Genomic DNA, 16,501 nt, shown 5'->3' with positions numbered 1-16,501 from the left:
CGTTCCATGGCGCACCGCCAGCCGCGAGCACGGCGCCGACTGCACTGCCTTGCGTCGGCGCGGCGCCAGCGCTGCCTACGGGGAGCCGCGACCGCAGGATGCGCCTATACGACCCGCGCGAGAACGCAGACGCAAGGACTCAGTACGGAAACACCTCGACCACCTCGCCGGCCTCGAAGCGGCGCGCACCCTCGTCCAGGCGCAGCAACACGTCGCTGTCGGCGGCGCCACGCAGGCGGTGCGAGCCATCGGCCGGATTCGGCTCCGCCCACAGCTGGCCGTCCGCGTCGCAACGCATGCGCCCGCGCAGGAACTCGAGACGGTCGTGGCGCTTGTCCCAGCCCGAGGCCAGCCGCGCGCGCCACTGCGGACGCGGTTCGGTGCGCTGCTGCAACACATCCAGCAACGGCTGCCCGATCGCCAGGAAGGTCGCCAGCACCGACACCGGGTTGCCCGGCAAGCCGAGGAACAGGGCCCGGTCCAGTTCGCCGAACAGCAACGGCATGCCTGGGCGCATGCGGACCTTCCAGAAATGGATGCGGCCGCGCTCGGCCAACAACCGCGGCAGGTAGTCCTTCTCGCCGGCGGACACGCCGCCGCAGGTCAGTACCACGTCGAATGCGGAGGCGGCATCGCTCAGCATGCTGTCGATCCGCTGCGGATCGTCCGGCAGCGTCGGCCATGCGGTCGGTTCCAGGCCGAGCAGGCGCAGTTGCGCCATCAGCATGTCGCGGTTGCTGTTGTAGATCTGTCCCGGCTTGAGCGGCATGCCCGGCTCGACCAGTTCGTCGCCGGTGGCGAACACCGCCACCGTCGGCCGCGCCGCCACCGCCAGTTGCGCCACGCCCAGCGCGGCGGCCAGGCCGATCCGCGACGGCGTCAGCGCCACCCCGGCGTCGAGCACGCGCTCGCCGGCGCGCACGTCCTCGCCACGGGCGCGCACGTGCGCACCGACGACAGGCGCGGCCGGCACTTCCACCTGGCCGGCGCGTTCGACCACGTTCTCCTTGATCACCACCGTATCGGCGCCGGCCGGCAGCGGGGCGCCTGTGGTGATGCGCAGGCAGTCGCCGGTTTCCAGCACTTGCCGCAGATCCTCGCCGGCGAACTGTTCGCCGGCCAGCCGCAGCAGGCTCGGCCCCTGCGCGGCGAGGTCGACGTGACGCACCGCGAAGCCGTCCATCGCGCTGTTGGCGAACGGCGGCAGGTCGATCGGCGCGTGCAGCGCTTCGAGCAGGATGCGTCCATCGGCGCGCGGCAGCGCCAGGCGTTCGGCCGGCAATGGCCGCGCCTGGGCGACGGCGGCGACGATGGCCAGCGCCTCGGAATAGGCGATACGGGTCGGATAATCGGTCATGGCGCGGGCAGGATACCCGCTGCGCGCAGATCCTGCGGCGTGTTGAGGTTACCCAGCACGACGCCGGGCAGGCGCACGCGAACCATGTCCAGTTGCCGTTGCAGCGCGCTCGGCGCATAGCGCTCGGCCGCCAGCGCCGCGGCCAGCGCCGGTCGCAACGCATCGATGCGGTACAGCGCCACCAGCGGCTGCACGCCGTCGTCGTCCTCGGCATAGGCGCCGGCTCCTTCGCTGCCGGCGGTCACCAGCAGCGCCGGCAGTGCCGGCGGGACCACGCACAGATCGACCGGCACGGTCAGCAGCCAGGGCGTCGTGCAGGCTGCGGCCAGTGCATCGAGCCCGGCGATCGGCCCCAGCGAACGCTCGGCGTCCCGCGCCGCGGCGACGCGATCGGGCACTGCCTGCAGGCCGCCATCGGCATAGCGCGGCAACGCGCGGTTGGCGCTGACCAGCACCGCCGCGAGCGACGGCGCCAGCGCCTGGGCCAGGCGCTGCACCAGCGGTTGTCCATCGCGCAGCAGCCAAGCCTTGTCGCGGCCGCCCAGGCGCTGCGCGCGGCCGCCGGCGAGGATGCCCAGCGTGACCTCGCGCCGCGCGTCGATCATCCGCCTACTTGCCGCGGACGTGCTTCATCAGGCGCCGCTTCTTGGCGATCTGGCGCTCGGTCAGCACGTTCTTCTTGCCTTCGTACGGGTTGGCGCCTTCGCGGAACAGGAAGCGCACCGGCGTGCCGACCAGCTTGAAGCGCTTGCGGAAGAAGTTTTCCAGGTAACGCTTGTACGATTCCGGCAGCACCTTCAGGCGCGTGCCGTGGACGATGAAGGTCGGCGGATTGCTGCCGCCCGGATGCACGTAGCGCAGCTTGGAGACATGCCCGCGGATGCTCGGCGGCGGGTTGCTCTCGTAGGCCACTTCCAGCGCCTGGTTGACCTCGCTGGTGCTGAATTCACGTACCGCCGAGGCGTGCGCGCGATGAATCGCCAGGAACAGCTCGCGCATGCCCGAGCCGTGCTTGGCGGAGATCCGCACCGCCTCGGCCCAGCTGACGAAGCCAAGCTTGCGCGACAGCAGATCCTCGGCCTGGGCGCGCTGGTAATCGCTCTGCCCGTCCCACTTGTTGATCGCCACCACCAGGGCGCGGCCGGCATCGAGGATCGCGCCCAACACGGTCGCATCCTGGTCGGTCACGCCTTCGCCGGCATCGAGCATCAGCACCGCCACCTGGCACTGCTCGATCGCCTGCAACGTCTTGAACGCGCTGAACTTCTCCACCGCCTCCTCGACCCGGCCGCGGCGGCGCAGGCCGGCGGTGTCGATCAGCCGGTACAGTCGGCCATCGCGCTCCAGATCCACCGCGATCGAGTCGCGGGTGGTGCCCGGCACCTCGGACGCGATCATCCGCTCCTCGCCGAGCAGGCGGTTGACCAGGGTCGACTTGCCGACATTGGGACGGCCGACGAAGGCGATGCGCATGCGCGCCGGATCGGTGTCCAGGGTCTCGCCTGCGCCCTCCTCCGGCAACCGCTCCAGGACCACCTCGAGCAGGTCGTCGATGCCGTGGCGGTGCGCGGCGGAGACCGCGATCGCCTCGCCCAGGCCGTAGCGCGCGAAATCGGCGCGGACCTGGTCCTCGTCGATGCCGTCGATCTTGTTGATCAGCAGCAGGGTCGGTCGGGCCAGCTTGCGCAGCCAGGCCAGGATCTCGTCGTCGAGCGCGGACGCGCCCTCGCGGCCATCGACCACGAACAGGACCAGATCGGCTTCGCCGGCGGCGGCGCGCGCCTGCTCGGCGGTGGCGCCGGCCAGGCCTTCCTCCTCGCCGGAGATACCGCCGGTATCGACGATCACGAACGGGGTTTCCGGCTGCAGCCGGCATACCCCGTAGTGGCGATCGCGGGTGACGCCTGGCTGGTCGTGGACCAGCGCGTCACGGCTGCGCGTCAGCGCGTTGAACAGCGTGGACTTGCCGACATTCGGCCGTCCAACCAGGGCGACCAGCGGCAGCATCGCGAACTTCCTTTCCTTTATTGACCCAACCGGAACGCGGTCAGGTCGCCTTTCGTGTTCTGGACCAGCAGGATGCCATCGGCCACCACCGGCTGCGCCACCAGCGCCTTACGTCCCACCCGCTCGCGCGCGGCGATCTCGCCGTTGTCGAGCTTGAGCCAATGCAGATAGCCCTTGTAGTCGCCGACCACCGCATAGTCGCCCTGGATCGCGACACCGGTCAGCGAGCGCCGCGCCAGCGCCGCCTGCGACCAGGTCGCCGAGCCGGTCGCCTTGTCCAGCGCCCACACCGAACCGGCGGTGTCGGCCACCACCACGCTGCCGGAACTGACGCCGACGCCGCCGGCGCTGCCGTGATCGCGGGTCCACAGCGGACGGCCACTGGGGCCTTCCAGCGCCACGGTCTGGTTCTTGAAGCTGGCCGCGTACAGAGTGGTGCCATCCAGCACCGGCGCGCCGTCCACGTCGGCCATGCGTTCCAGCTCGGTGCGGCCTTCCGGCACACCGACGGTCTGCTGCCATAGCTCGCGCCCGTCCGGCATCGCCAGCGCCGACAGGGTGCCGTCGTCGTTGCCGATGAACAGCACGCCCGGACCGGCCACCACCGGCGCGTTGCCGCGCACGGTCAGGGTCGGCAATTCCTGCGAGTGGAACCAGCGCTGCTGGCCGGTACCCGCGTCGAACGCGGTGACGCGACCGTCGTTGCTGCGCACGAACACCAGGTTCTGCGCCACCACCGGCGCGGCGATCACTTCGTTGGGCACCTTGGCGCGCCACTTCTCGCTGCCGTTGGCGGCATCGAGCGCGATCACTTCGCCGTTCAGGCCGCCCACCACCACCAGCCCGTCGCCCACGCCCGGACCACCGGCGAAACGCGGCAGCGGACGGTTCTTCTCCAGCCGCTTGCGCTCCTTGGCCTGCTGCTTCTCGTTGCGCAGGCGCTGCTTGTAGGCGGCGCGCTCATCCTTGGACAGGCCCTTGCTCGACTCGCCCTCGACCTGGCTTTCCGGCTGTTCCTGCGCCTGCGACAGGCGCGCCTTGCGCGCCTTCTTGGCGTCGTATTCCCACACGGTCTTGCCGGTCTGCAGATCCAGCGCGTAGACCGAGCCTGAGGTCGCGGCCAGATACACCTTGCCGTCGGCGACGGCCGGATGCTGGCGCACGCCGATGCGCTGCTCGCCCTTGCCGCCATCGGTGGACCACAGCTTGGACACCTTCACAGACGGCTTGAAATCGACCAATTCGGCCGGCTCGGCGGCCTTCTTGGCGGCCGCGTCCTTGCCCGCGAACCAGCCCTTGACCGTGCTGCAGCCGGACAGCGCCAGGCCCAGCAGGGCGACCGTCGCGACGCGCTTGAACATGACTACCTTCATCAGATCGGCTCCGCAGGATTCGGCACGGTGCCGCCGGCATCCATCAATTTCGTTTCCAGCAGTCGCCGCTGCGGCGCCGCCACGTCCAGGGTGGTCAACGACTTGGCATACGCGTCGCGCGCGGCATCGCGCCTGCCCAGCGCGATCAACGCATCGCCGCGCAGTTCCAGGCTCTGGTTGTCGTCGGCCGTGGCCAGCAGCTTCAGCGCTTCGTCGCTCTTGCCGGTCTGGATCAGCAGCCGCGCCACGCGCTGGTCGACCAGCAGCTTCAGCTCGCCCTCGGTCTTGAGCCCGCGCAAGGTGGCCAGCGCCTGGTCGTACTTGGCGTCGTCGGCCTGGGCCTTGGCCAGGCGCAGCGCGGCCAGCTCGGCGTAGATGTTGGCCGGGCCCTGTTGCAGCGCTGCCATGTCCTTGCTCGCCTTGTCCAGTTGCTTGGCCTGGATGCTCTTGAGCACGGCGTCGTAGCGGGAATTGGCCTGCGCCAGGTCGCTGGAATGCTGCTTGCTCCACCACTGCCAGCCAATGATCGCGCCGATGCCCAAGGCAATGCCGCCGATCAGGCCGGCGCCGTTTTTCCTGAGCCAAGTGCGGACGCGTTCGCTTTGTTCGTGCTCGTCGAGCAGGTCGTCGATCGCCATGCGTACTCTCGCCCCGCCGCGACGGCGGGACATGAAATGTTGAGATTGAGGAACCGCGCCGCCGTCACTCGGAGGCAGGCACCACGGAACCGTCAGAGGATACCGCAAAGCGGGCCACGTTCGCGCGCTTGTACGGGGTCAGATCCACGGTACTACCGGATTGCTGAACCTGGACCGCCGAGGCATTGCCCAGCACGATGCGGCCCACCTGGCCCGGCGCGTAGGCGCGCGTCTCGCCCGCCTTCAACAGCGCCTTTTCCAGCGGCGTCCCGTCCGGGGCGATGATCTGCACCCAGCTGTCGCCCTGGAACGACAGGCTCAGACCGGCCTTCTGCGCCGCCGCGCCGGACGCGTGATCCTCGCTGGAAGCGCGCGGCAGCGGCGTCAGCGACGCGATGTACGGGGCGGCGCTGGGCGCGGCGCGCTCGGTCGGCGCGGCCGCCGGCGCACTGCCGTTGCCCGCAGCGCCCGCTGGCGCGGACCGCGCCGCGTCGCCGGGAGCCGCCGGCACCACGTCCAGCGAGGCCGTGCTCGGGCCGTCGTCGGCGAAATGGGTGCGGGTCGCATACCAGACCGGCACCGCCAGTCCGGCCGTGATCACCACGTACACCATGCGCCGGGTGGCGCTTTCCAGCATGCGCCGCAGCGGCGGCGTGTGCGTGTGGCTGATCAGCTCCACCGGCTGCACCGGCGCGATGCGCGCGCTTTCCAGGAGTGGATCCAGATCCACCCCGAGCAGGCGGGCGTAACTGCGCAACTGCCCGCGCACGAACACCGGCGCGCCCAGGCGCTGCCACTCTTCCTCTTCGAGCGCACGCACGACATGCACCGGCATGCGCAGCCGGCTGCCGACGTCGTCGATGCTCAGACCGGCCGCCTCGCGCGCCTCGCGGAGTTGTTGCCCGCAACCTTTGGCGCTTTCGAAAGCGTTCGGATTGGACTCACTGATCACAATGCACTAGCCCCGGGTGTCGTGGTCGCGGCGTCGGGAAACTCCATGCGCAACCGCTGTTGGTAACGGCCGGCGGCAGCCTTGTCGCCCAGCCCTTGTTCAATCTGAATAGCAAGTTGTAACACGGAAGCCGTGGCCGGCGCAGCCGACAAGCGCCGTTCCGAGAAGGCCCGTGCCTCGAAAAAGCGCCCCTGCGCCGCTTCGTCGCGCGCCATGGCTTCCAAGGCGTACGCGTTGCCCGGCTCCAGCGCCAGCGCCTTGCGCAGGTCGCGCAGGCCGCGTTCGCGCTGGCCGAGTTGCAGCGCGCAGCCACCGGCATTGGCCAGCGCCGAGGCCGGCGTGGCGTAACCGGGCGCGGCCAGGGCACGGTCGAACCACTGCAGCGACTCGGCGACCGAGCCATTCGCGCACAGCCAGGCGCCATAGTTGTTCAAGGTATCGCCGCGCTCCGGCGCCAGTTCCGCCGCCTTGCGGTAATGCTCGCCGGCAGTGGCGGCATCGCCGCGACTGCCGGCAACCACGGCCAGCAGCGTATGCGCCTGCACCGACTCCGGCGCCATCGCCAGCGCCTTGCGCGCATGCTGCTCGGCACCGGCCAAGTCGCCGCCGTTGAGCCGGTTGCTGGCCAGGCCCAGTTGCTCCTCCAGGGCGTAGCGCGCCTTGACGGCGGCGCTGTCGCGAAATTCGTAGTCCGGGGCCACTTGCTCGACGCTGCGCACCCGACCGGCTTTGCCGGAGCGCCCGGCACAGGCCGTCAGCGCCAGCAAGGTCGCGGCCAGCATCGCGATAGCCAGCGTCTGCCTAAGCCGCCGCATCCCGGTCCGCCCGCGTCTGCAACTCGCGCTGGAACTGGGCCTGGCGACGGGTCCGGTCCATGACCTGCCCTTTCAGCTGCCCGCAAGCCGCATCGATGTCGTCGCCGCGCGTGCGCCGCACCATGGTCAACACCTGCGCATCGAGCAGGATCTTCTGGAACGCGCGGATCTCCGCGTCGCCGGAACGCTCATAGCGCGTGCCCGGGAACGGATTGAACGGGATCAGATTGACCTTGCCCGAATTCGCCGCCTGCACCGCGTTGTCGAACTGGCGCATCAGCCGCGCCAGTTGCCGCGCGTGCTCGGGCTGGTCGTTGATGCCCTTCATCAGGGTGTATTCGAAGGTCACCGACTCGCGGCGCTTGTTGGCGCGCAGATAGCGCGCGCAGGCCGCCATCAGCTCGGCGACCGGGTACTTCTTGTTGAGCGGCACCAGCGTCTCGCGCAGCGCGTCGTCGGCCGCATGCAGCGACACCGCCAGCGACACGTCGCTCTCGGTGGACAGGCGATCGATCATCGGCACCAGGCCGGAGGTCGACAGCGTGACCCGCTTGTTGGCCAGGCCGTAGCCCAGGTCGTCGCGCATCACGCTCATCGCGCGCACGACGTTGTCGAAATTCATCAGCGGCTCGCCCATGCCCATCATCACCACGTTGGTGAGACGGCGCATCTGATGCGGCACGTTGCCCAGATGCCGCGCCGCCACCCACACCTGGCCGATGATCTCGGCGGTGGACAGGTTGCGGTTGAAGCCCTGGGTGGCGGTGGAGCAGAAGGTGCAGTTGAGGCCGCAGCCGACCTGCGAGGACACGCACAGCGTGCCGCGGGTCTTGTCGGGGATGTACACGGTCTCGATCGCGTTCTTGCCATCCACGCCCATCGCCAGCAGCCACTTGTGGGTGCCGTCGGCGGAAGGCTTGTCGAACACGATGTTGGGGACGACGACCTCGGCATGCTGCTGCAGCTTGGCGCGCAGCGCCTTGCCGAGGTCGGTCATCTGGTCGAAGTCGGTGACGTAGCGATGGTGGATCCACTTCATCACCTGGTGGGCGCGGTAGCGCGCTTCGCCGAGGGTCTCGGCGAAGAAGCGCTCCAGCCCCTCGCGATCGAGGTCGAGCAGATTCTGCTTGGTCGCGCCGCCGGTCCGGACCGGATCGGGGAGCGCCAAGGGAGTGTGGGCGACCTCGTTCACGATGACCTCTTAGCGCGAAACCACTTCGGTGGCGGCGAAGAAATACGCCACTTCGTTGGCGGCGTTCTCGACCGAGTCCGAGCCGTGCGCGGCGTTGGCGTCGATCGAATCGGCGAAGTCGGCGCGGATGGTGCCCGGCGCGGCGTCCTTCGGGTTGGTGGCGCCGAGCAGGTCGCGGTGCGCGGCGACGGCGTTCTCGCCTTCCAGCGCCTGGATCATCACCGGGCCGGAGATCATGAACTCGACCAGCGCGTTGAAGAACGGACGCTCGCGGTGCACGGCGTAGAAACCCTCGGCCTCGCGGCGCGACAGCTGCTTGTACTTGGCGGCCACGACCTTCAGGCCGGCCTTCTCGAAGCGGGAATAGATCTCGCCGATGACGTTCTTGGCGACGGCATCGGGCTTGATGATGGACAGGGTGCGCTCCAGCGCCATGGGAAATTCTCCGTTGGGCGGGCCACTGAAGGCCCGAGGTTAGCATGAAAAAAACCCGCGTCAAAACGCGGGCTTAGCCAGAATTGCGATGGACAATTCTATCCAATCGCAAACCGCTTTGCACGGCCGCAGGCTGAATCGTGCTGCGCCGCAACATGACGCGACCGCAACCGGGGCCTAGACTCAAACAATCGTTTGATTGATTCCGGCGGCCGCATGGCAAAGCAAGCGCACTTCTCGACCAAGGACCGCATCCTCAGCGCGGCCGAGGAATTGTTCGCGCAGCATGGCTTTTCCGGCACCTCGCTGCGCCAGGTCACCAGCCAGGCCGACGTCAACATCGCCGCGGTGAATTACCACTTCGGCTCCAAGGAGAACCTGGTCAACGAGGTGTTCCGGCGGCGCATGGACGAGATGACCGCCGCGCGCCTGGCGCAGCTGGAGGCCGCGCAGCGCCAGCATCCCGGCCAGCTCGGGCCGGTGCTGGCCGCGTTCGTGGAGCCGGCGCTGGCGATGGCCCAGGACCGCCAGAGCGGCGGCGCCTTCGTGCGCGTGATCGCCCGCGCCTATGCCGAGAAGAACGACAGCCTGCGCCAATTCCTGTCCGATCACTACGGCCATGTGCTGCGCGAGTTCGGCAAGGCCATCGCCGTCTGCGTGCCTGGACTCAGCAAGGAAGAGCTGTACTGGCGCCTGGACTTCCTGGCCGGCGCGCTGACCTACGCGATGGCCGACTTCGGCCTGATCAAGCGCCCGGCCGGGGTCAGCGAAGGCGCGCACCGCGCCCACGCCGCGCGCGAACTGATCCGTTTCGCCGAAGCCGGCTTCATGGCCGGCTCCGCGCCCTGATCCCGCAAGACCCGTTTTCGTCCGTATCCCGCAATCGTTGACCCACAGAGGCTGATCGCTATGTCCAATCCCCTGCTAGTCCGCCGTGCCGCCGTCCTGGGCGCGGGCGTGATGGGCGCGCAGATCGCTGCGCACCTGACCAACGCCGGCGTCGACACCGTCCTGTTCGACCTTCCCGCCAAGGACGGCCACCCCGACGGCATCGTGCTCAAGGCCATCGCCAACCTGACCAAGCTCAGCCCGGCGCCGCTGGCCAGCACCGCGCTGGCCGAGGCCATCACCCCGGCCAACTACGACGCAGGCCTGGAGCAGCTGCGCGGCTGCGACCTGATCATCGAAGCCATCGCCGAGCGCATGGACTGGAAGCAGGACCTGTACAAGAAGATCGCGCCGTTCGTGGCCGACCACGCAGTGCTGGCCTCCAACACCTCCGGCCTGGGCATCAACGCGCTGTCCGACGTGCTGCCGGAGCAGCTGCGCCACCGTTTCTGCGGCGTGCACTTCTTCAACCCGCCGCGCTACATGCACCTGGCCGAGCTGATCCCGGCCAAGCACACCGAGCCGGCGGTGCTGGAAGGCCTGGAGAGCTTCCTGGTCACCACCCTGGGCAAGGGCGTGGTCTACGCCAAGGACACCCCGAACTTCATCGGCAACCGCATCGGCGTGTTCTCGATCCTGTCCACCATCCACCACACCGAGCAGTTCGGCCTGGGCTTCGACGAGGTCGACGGCCTCACCGGCCCGCTGGTCGGGCGGCCGAAGTCGGCCACCTACCGCACCTCCGACGTGGTCGGTCTGGACACCATGGCGCACGTCATCAAGACCATGGGCGATACCCTGCCGAACGATCCCTGGCATGCCTTCTTCAAGGCGCCGAAGTGGCTGGAGGCGCTGATCGGCAAGGGCGCGCTGGGCCAGAAGACCGGCGCCGGCATCTTCCGCAAGGTCGGCAAGGACATCGTGGTACTGGACCTGCAGAAGCAGGACTACCGCCCCGCCGACCGCGCCGCCGCGCCGGAGGTGGTCGAGATCCTGAAGATCAAGAACCCGGCCGAGAAGTTCGCCAAGCTGCGCGAGAGCCAGCATCCGCAGGCGCAGTTCCTGTGGGCGACCTTCCGCGACCTGTTCCACTACAGCGCCTACCACCTGGCCGACATCGCCGAGACCGCGCGCGACGTGGACCTGGCGATCCGCTGGGGCTACGGCTGGGCGCTGGGTCCGTTCGAGACCTGGCAGGCCGCGGGCTGGAAGCAGGTCGCGCAGTGGATCGCCGACGACATCGCCGCCGGCAAGAGCATGAGCAGCGCGCCGCTGCCGAACTGGGTGTTCGACGGCCGCGACGGCGTACACGCGGCCGAAGGCTCGTACAGCCCGGCGCGCGACGCCAAGCTGCCGCGCTCGGCGCTGCCGGTGTACCAGCGCCAGCGCTTCCCCGATCCGCTGCTGGGCGAGAAGTTCGCGCAGGGCGAGACCGTGTTCGAGAACGACGGCCTGCGCATGTGGCACGACGGCGACGACATCGCCGTGGTCAGCTTCAAGACCAAGATGAACACCGTCTCCGACCAGGTGCTGGACGGCCTGCAGGAAGCGGTCGGCCGCGCCGAGAAGGACTTCAAGGGCCTGGTGCTGTGGCAGCACAAGGAACCCTTCTCCGCCGGCGCCGACCTGGCCGGCGCGCTGGGCCTGCTGCAGGCCGGCAAGGTCGATGCGTTCGAGGCGATGGTCGCCAACTTCCAGGCCACCAGCCAGCGCATCAAGTATTCGCTGGTCCCCGTGGTCGCGGCGGTGCGCGGGCTGGCGCTGGGCGGCGGCTGCGAGTTCCAGATGCACAGCGCCAAGACCGTGGCCGCGCTGGAGAGCTACATCGGCCTGGTCGAGGCCGGCGTGGGCCTGCTGCCGGCCGGCGGCGGCCTCAAGGAGATCGCGGTGCGCGCGGCCCAGGCCGCGGGCCCGGGCGGTGACGTGTTCGCCGAGCTGAAGAAGACCTTCGAGACCGTGGCCATGGCCAAGGTCTCCACCTCGGCGGTCAACGCCAAGGAACTGGGTCTGCTGCGCGGCACCGACAAGGTGGTGTTCAACAGCTACGAGTCGCTGTACATCGCCAAGGCCGAGGCGCGCGCCCTGGCCGAGGGCGGCTACCGTCCGCCGCTGCCGGCCCGCCGCATCCAGGTCGCCGGCGACGTCGGCATCGCCACTTTCAAGATGCTGCTGGTCAACATGCTGGAAGGCCGCTTCATCAGCGAGTACGACTACGAGATCGCCACCCGCATCGCCACTGTGCTGTGCGGCGGCGAAGTCGACCGCGGCGCGCTGGTGGACGAGGAATGGCTGCTCAAGCTCGAGCGCAAGCACTTCGTCGAACTGGCGCAGCAGGAAAAGACCCAGGCGCGGATTGGGCACATGCTCAAGACGGGTAAGCCGCTTAGGAACTGAGAATCGGGAATGGGGAATCGGGAATGGAAACGCATTCCCGGCTCCTCCTTCTCCCCCCCTAATTTTCTGCCGGAAATAGGACTGCTGCAGATCGCGCGAATCGCTTCACGATTCCCGACTCCCCATTCCCTATTCCCGGCTTTCGGAGAAAGCCATGAGCAAACAGATCCAAGAAGCCTACATCGTCGCCGCCACCCGCACCCCGGTCGGCAAGGCGCCCAAGGGCATGTTCCGCAATACCCGTCCCGACGACATGCTGGCGCACGTGCTGCGCGCGGTGGTGGCGCAGGCGCCGGGCATCGACACGGCGCGCATCGACGACGCGATCATCGGCTGCGCGATGCCCGAAGGCGAGCAAGGCATGAACGTGGCGCGCATCGGCGTGCTGCTGGCCGGCCTGCCGAACTCGGTGGCCGGGCAGACCATCAACCGCTTCTGCTCCTCGGGCATCCAGGCGGTGGCGCTGGCCGCCGACCAGATCCGCCTGGGCAACGCCGACCTGATGCTGGCCGGCGGCACCGAATCGATGTCGATGGTGCCGATGATGGGCAACAAGGTGGCGCTGTCGCCGAGCGTGTTCGCCGACGACCACGTCGCCATCGCCTACGGCATGGGCATCACCGCCGAGAAGGTGGCCGAGGAATGGAAGGTGTCGCGCGAGGACCAGGACGCCTTCGCCCTCGCCTCGCACCAGAAGGCCATCGCCGCGATCGCCGCCGGCGAATTCCGCGACGAGATCAGCCCCTACGAGATCCTCTCGCACCAGCCGGACCTGGCCGGCAACGTCATCGCCCTGCGCAAGAAGCTGGTCGACACCGACGAGGGCCCGCGTCCCGACAGCTCGATCGAAGGCCTGGCCAAGCTGCGCCCGGTGTTCCGCAACGGCCAGTTCGGCGGCAGCGTCACCGCCGGCAACTCCTCGCAGATGAGCGATGGCGCCGGTGCGGTGCTGCTGGCCTCCGAGCAGGCGATCAAGGACTACGGGCTGACCCCGCTGGCCCGCTTCGTCAGCTTCTCGGTCGCCGGCGTGCGTCCGGAGGTGATGGGCATCGGCCCGATCGAGGCGATTCCGAAGGCACTCAAGCAGGCCGGACTGACAAAGGACCAGTTGGACTGGATCGAGCTCAACGAAGCCTTCGCCGCGCAGTCGCTGGCGGTGATCCGCGACAGCGGCCTGGACCCGTCCAAGGTCAACCCGCTGGGCGGCGCCATCGCCCTGGGCCATCCGCTCGGCGCCACCGGCGCGATCCGTACCGCAACCTTGGTGCACGGCCTGCGCCGGCACAAGCAGAAGTACGGCATGGTCACCATGTGCATCGGCACCGGCATGGGCGCCGCGGGCATCATCGAGGCGCTGTAAGCACGCTCGATGGATCCCTGGCATGGTGCGGACCCGCATGTGGCCGCCCGCTCACTCGCAGCGCATGCCCCCCTCTCCCGTCGGGAGAGGGGTTGGGGTGAGGGTACGGCGAAACACGTGTGATAACAGACCGGCGCAGCAACAAAAAAGGCAGCCTCTCGGCTGCCTTTTTCGTTCTTCATCCGAGTCGACTCTCATCTGGATCGACTCATCCGCTTGTGTTGACGCATCCGCTTGATACTGGTGGAGCGATTCGGCTTGCGCGTCGGCTGCAGCGGCGCGCGGCGCCAGGCTCACTCCTCGGAGAGCATCTGGGTCAGCTTCTCGCGCGCCGGCTTGGCCAGCTTCTTGTTCTCCAGCGCGAAGCGGATGGTCGCCTCGACCAGGCCCAGATGGGTCCCGCAGTCGAAGCGGGTGCCCTCGAAGCGGTAGGCATCGACTTCCTCGCTTTTCAACAGCGCGGCGATGGCGTCGGTCAGCTGGATCTCGCCGCCGGCACCGGTGCCGGTGCTTTCCAGCAGTTCGAAGATCTTCGAGCTGAGCACGTAGCGCCCCACCACCGCCAGATCGCTCGGCGCGTCTTCCGGCTTGGGCTTCTCGACGATCTGCGCGATGCGCCCCTTGCGGCCGTCGAAGGCTTCGGTGGCCACGATGCCGTAGCTGGCGGTGTTCTCGTGCGGCACGTCTTCCACCGCGATCACGCTGGCGCCGCTGCGCTCGTTGAGATCGGCCATCTGCTTCAGCGCGCCATCGCCGCGGTTCCAGATCAGGTCGTCCGGCAGCAGCACCGCGAACGGCTCGTCGCCGATCACCGACTTGGCGCATAGCACCGCATGGCCCAGCCCCAGCGCCTCGGCCTGGGTTACGAAGATCGCGCGTACGCCCTCAGGCAGCACGTTGCGGATCATTTCCAGCTGCTCGTGCTTGCCGGCGCGCTCGAGCTTCTGTTCCAACTCGTAGGCCTTGTCGAAATAATCCGCAACCGCATGCTTGTAGCGGTTGGTGACGAAGATCAAGGTGTCGCACCCGGCTTCGATCGCTTCGTCCACCGCGTACTGGATCAGCGGCCGATCGATGATCGGCAACATTTCCTTGGGCACCGTCTTGGTGGCGGGAAGGAAGCGGGTACCCAGACCTGCGACCGGAAAAACTGCCTTGCGGATTCTCTTGCTCATCAGAGCCTTCTGGCCTCGCGTGCGGGGAAAGGAACGATTGTAGCGGAGCCATCGTGAGCGCCCTGTTGGCGCAAGGGCGCGAATTCAGGCATCGTCGTGCGCAGCACTTTCTCGATGCCGTCGCTGTCGTACTCGGCCACCGCGGCACGCAATTGCTGCAGCCCCTGCAGGACGTCGTCGCGCGAGAAACTGCGGACGCCGGCTTCCAGGATCTTGGGATGCGACGTGGCGCGATAGTTCTCGTCGGCGTAGAACAGGGTCTCGTGCAGCTTCTCGCCAGGACGCAAGCCGGTATAGACGATCGCGATGTCGCGGCCGGGCTGCTTGCCGGCCAGGCGGATCATCTGTTCGGCGAGCAGCCGGATCGGCACCGGCTCGCCCATGTCCAGCGTGTAGATCGCACCGTGCGACGCCGAGGCTGCGGCCTGCACGATCAATTGGCAGGCCTCGGGAATGGTCATGAAGTAACGGGTCACCTGCGGATCGGTGACCGTGACCGGGCCACCCTGGCGGATCTGCTCGCGGAACAGCGGCACCACGCTGCCGGCCGAATCGAGCACGTTGCCGAAGCGCACGGTGACGAAGCGCGTGCCGACCGCCTGGTCGTCCAGCGACTGGCACACCATCTCCGCGTAGCGCTTGGAGGCGCCGAGCACGTTGACCGGATTGACCGCCTTGTCGGTGGAGATGAACACGAAGGTCGAAACCTTGGCCGCGATGCAGGCGCGGGCCACCGTTTCGGTGGCCAGCACGTTGTTGCGCACGGCCTCGCGGAACTGCCGCTCCAGCAGCGGCACCTGCTTGTAAGCGGCGGCATGGAACACCGCATCGGGCTCGGCCAGGCGCATCGCGTGGCGGGTCACCGCCGGATCGCCACAGTCGCCGAGCACGCATTCGATTTCCAGGTCGGGAAAGGTGCGATGCAGATCGGCGTGGATGGTGATCAACGCCAGTTCGTCGATCTCCAGCAACACTACCTTCTGCGCACCATGCCGCGCGCACTGCCGGCACAGCTCCGAACCGATCGAACCGCCGGCACCGGTCACCATCACCGTGCGCCCGGACAACCAGCCCTTGATCAGCTTCCAGTCCGGCGTCACCGGCTTGCGCCCGAGCAGGTCCTCGATCGCGACCTCCTTCAGCTCGCCCGGCAGAAAGTGGCCTTCGAGCACGTCGAGCAGGCGCGGTACGGTGCGGAACGGCAGGCCGGTGCTTTCGCAGATCGCCACCACCCGCTGCATGCCGGCCGCGTCCAGCGACGGGATCGCGATCACCAGCAGCTTGGCCGCGGTTTCCTTGGCGATCGCACCGGCTTCGTCGATCCGGCCCAGGATCGGCAGGCCCTGCAGCTTGGCGCCATGCAGATGGGCGGCGTCGTCGACGAACCCGACCGGATGATAGGCACCGGAACGGCGCAGGTCGCGCACCAGGGTTTCGGCCGCGCGGCCGGCACCGACGATCAGCACGCGCCGCGCGGTCTCATCCGAATGCGCGATCTGATAGTCCTTCCACGCGCGATACAGCAACCGCGGCGCGCCGAGCAGCGCCGACAACGCGAACGGATACACCATCAGCACCGACAGCGGGATCGAATCGAAGCGGCTGTAGGCCAGCCCCAGCACGATCGCGACCAGGCCGTAGAAGCTGGCCTTGAAGATGTTGAGCAGGTCGGGAACGCTGGCGAAGCGCCACAGTCCGCGATACAGGCCGACCTTCCAGAACACCAGGCCCTGCGCCACCAGCACGATGGCGGTATTGAGGTTCCACAACGGCAGCGGGTGCTCGCCGGGCAGCATCGTGTAGCGCGCTGCATGCAGCAGCTGCCAGCAGATCCACACGATGGTCAGATCGTGCACGACCACGGAGGCCTTGGGGAACAACTCGGTAAAACGGTCGCGGATCGAGAGCATCAGGT

The 16,501-nt window shown here is 68.3% G+C and carries 14 protein-coding genes; 3 read left to right on the top strand and 11 right to left on the bottom strand.

The window, feature by feature from the left end:
- Positions 1 to 139: 139 nt before the first annotated feature.
- From glp to ndk, 9 genes are all read right to left on the bottom strand, one after another.
- Positions 140 to 1,357, bottom strand: a complete 1,218-nt coding sequence (gene glp, locus AB3X07_RS10125; RefSeq protein ID WP_369944374.1) for a gephyrin-like molybdotransferase Glp — start codon at positions 1,355 to 1,357, stop codon at positions 140 to 142.
- Positions 1,354 to 1,959 carry a molybdenum cofactor guanylyltransferase gene (gene mobA, locus AB3X07_RS10120; protein ID WP_369944710.1) on the bottom strand — a complete coding sequence of 202 codons (606 nt, stop codon included), beginning with the start codon at positions 1,957 to 1,959 and terminating at the stop codon, positions 1,354 to 1,356. Before mobA ends, glp begins: the two co-directional genes overlap by 4 nt.
- A gap of 7 nt (positions 1,960 to 1,966) precedes the next feature.
- Positions 1,967 to 3,364: a ribosome biogenesis GTPase Der gene (gene der / locus AB3X07_RS10115; protein ID WP_369944373.1), complete on the bottom strand. Its 1,398-nt coding sequence runs from the start codon at positions 3,362 to 3,364 to the stop codon at positions 1,967 to 1,969.
- A 17-nt stretch (positions 3,365 to 3,381) separates the two neighbouring features.
- Positions 3,382 to 4,737, bottom strand: a complete 1,356-nt coding sequence (bamB, locus tag AB3X07_RS10110) for an outer membrane protein assembly factor BamB (protein ID WP_369944372.1) — start codon at positions 4,735 to 4,737, stop codon at positions 3,382 to 3,384.
- Positions 4,737 to 5,375 (bottom strand): YfgM family protein, encoded by a 639-nt coding sequence (locus AB3X07_RS10105; protein ID WP_369944371.1) that lies wholly within the window; start codon positions 5,373 to 5,375, stop codon positions 4,737 to 4,739. The genes bamB and AB3X07_RS10105 overlap by 1 nt, the downstream gene beginning before the upstream one ends.
- Positions 5,376 to 5,439: 64 nt before the next feature.
- Complete coding sequence (locus AB3X07_RS10100; RefSeq protein WP_369944370.1) at positions 5,440 to 6,327, bottom strand: helix-turn-helix domain-containing protein; 888 nt, start codon at positions 6,325 to 6,327, stop codon at positions 5,440 to 5,442.
- Positions 6,324 to 7,106, bottom strand: a complete 783-nt coding sequence (locus tag AB3X07_RS10095) for a type IV pilus biogenesis/stability protein PilW (RefSeq protein WP_369944709.1) — start codon at positions 7,104 to 7,106, stop codon at positions 6,324 to 6,326. The genes AB3X07_RS10100 and AB3X07_RS10095 overlap by 4 nt, the downstream gene beginning before the upstream one ends.
- Before the next feature lie 22 nt (positions 7,107 to 7,128).
- Complete coding sequence (gene rlmN, locus AB3X07_RS10090; RefSeq protein ID WP_369944369.1) at positions 7,129 to 8,334, bottom strand: 23S rRNA (adenine(2503)-C(2))-methyltransferase RlmN; 1,206 nt, start codon at positions 8,332 to 8,334, stop codon at positions 7,129 to 7,131.
- Between the two features lie 9 nt (positions 8,335 to 8,343).
- Positions 8,344 to 8,769: a nucleoside-diphosphate kinase gene (gene ndk, locus AB3X07_RS10085; RefSeq protein WP_002812972.1), complete on the bottom strand. Its 426-nt coding sequence runs from the start codon at positions 8,767 to 8,769 to the stop codon at positions 8,344 to 8,346.
- A gap of 216 nt (positions 8,770 to 8,985) precedes the next feature.
- On the opposite strand from ndk, the gene AB3X07_RS10080 reads away from it, so the two are divergent.
- The 3 genes from AB3X07_RS10080 (at position 8,986) to AB3X07_RS10070 (ending at position 13,411) form a co-directional block, all read left to right on the top strand.
- A complete protein-coding gene (locus tag AB3X07_RS10080) occupies positions 8,986 to 9,618 on the top strand; it encodes a TetR/AcrR family transcriptional regulator (protein WP_369944368.1) in 633 nt (210 codons plus the stop codon).
- 60 nt (positions 9,619 to 9,678) lie between these two features.
- A complete protein-coding gene (locus tag AB3X07_RS10075) occupies positions 9,679 to 12,051 on the top strand; it encodes a 3-hydroxyacyl-CoA dehydrogenase/enoyl-CoA hydratase family protein (RefSeq protein ID WP_369944367.1) in 2,373 nt (790 codons plus the stop codon).
- A gap of 154 nt (positions 12,052 to 12,205) precedes the next feature.
- Positions 12,206 to 13,411, top strand: coding sequence for an acetyl-CoA C-acyltransferase (locus tag AB3X07_RS10070; protein ID WP_369944366.1), 1,206 nt, complete (start codon positions 12,206 to 12,208; stop codon positions 13,409 to 13,411).
- Between the two features lie 293 nt (positions 13,412 to 13,704).
- Here the strand turns inward: AB3X07_RS10070 and galU are convergent, their stop codons facing one another.
- The gene (gene galU, locus AB3X07_RS10065; RefSeq protein WP_369944365.1) at positions 13,705 to 14,586 is read right to left on the bottom strand and encodes a UTP--glucose-1-phosphate uridylyltransferase GalU; all 882 of its coding nucleotides are present in this window, start codon (positions 14,584 to 14,586) and stop codon (positions 13,705 to 13,707) included.
- Positions 14,586 to 16,496, bottom strand: coding sequence for a polysaccharide biosynthesis protein (locus AB3X07_RS10060; protein WP_369944364.1), 1,911 nt, complete (start codon positions 16,494 to 16,496; stop codon positions 14,586 to 14,588). Before AB3X07_RS10060 ends, galU begins: the two co-directional genes overlap by 1 nt.
- Positions 16,497 to 16,501 lie beyond the last annotated feature (5 nt).

Origin of the sequence: Xanthomonas sp. DAR 35659 (assembly GCF_041242975.1) — a bacterium.
GTDB classification, from domain to species: domain Bacteria; phylum Pseudomonadota; class Gammaproteobacteria; order Xanthomonadales; family Xanthomonadaceae; genus Xanthomonas_A; species Xanthomonas_A medicagonis.
The sequence above is the reverse complement of the archived record's forward strand: the minus strand, read 5'-3'. Positions and strand labels throughout refer to the sequence as shown.

Excerpts from the sequence above, each read along its gene's own strand:
- AB3X07_RS10080 (WP_369944368.1), top strand. The coding sequence starts at position 8,986 with ATGGCAAAGCAAGCGCACTTCTCGACCAAGGACCGCATCCTCAGCGCG.
- der (WP_369944373.1), bottom strand. The coding sequence starts at position 3,364 with ATGCTGCCGCTGGTCGCCCTGGTTGGACGGCCGAATGTCGGCAAGTCC.
- galU (WP_369944365.1), bottom strand. The coding sequence starts at position 14,586 with ATGAGCAAGAGAATCCGCAAGGCAGTTTTTCCGGTCGCAGGTCTGGGT.
- AB3X07_RS10070 (WP_369944366.1), top strand. The coding sequence starts at position 12,206 with ATGAGCAAACAGATCCAAGAAGCCTACATCGTCGCCGCCACCCGCACC.
- bamB (WP_369944372.1), bottom strand. The coding sequence starts at position 4,737 with ATGAAGGTAGTCATGTTCAAGCGCGTCGCGACGGTCGCCCTGCTGGGC.
- AB3X07_RS10105 (WP_369944371.1), bottom strand. The coding sequence starts at position 5,375 with ATGGCGATCGACGACCTGCTCGACGAGCACGAACAAAGCGAACGCGTC.
- AB3X07_RS10075 (WP_369944367.1), top strand. The coding sequence starts at position 9,679 with ATGTCCAATCCCCTGCTAGTCCGCCGTGCCGCCGTCCTGGGCGCGGGC.
- AB3X07_RS10060 (WP_369944364.1), bottom strand. The coding sequence starts at position 16,496 with ATGCTCTCGATCCGCGACCGTTTTACCGAGTTGTTCCCCAAGGCCTCC.
- glp (WP_369944374.1), bottom strand. The coding sequence starts at position 1,357 with ATGACCGATTATCCGACCCGTATCGCCTATTCCGAGGCGCTGGCCATC.
- ndk (WP_002812972.1), bottom strand. The coding sequence starts at position 8,769 with ATGGCGCTGGAGCGCACCCTGTCCATCATCAAGCCCGATGCCGTCGCC.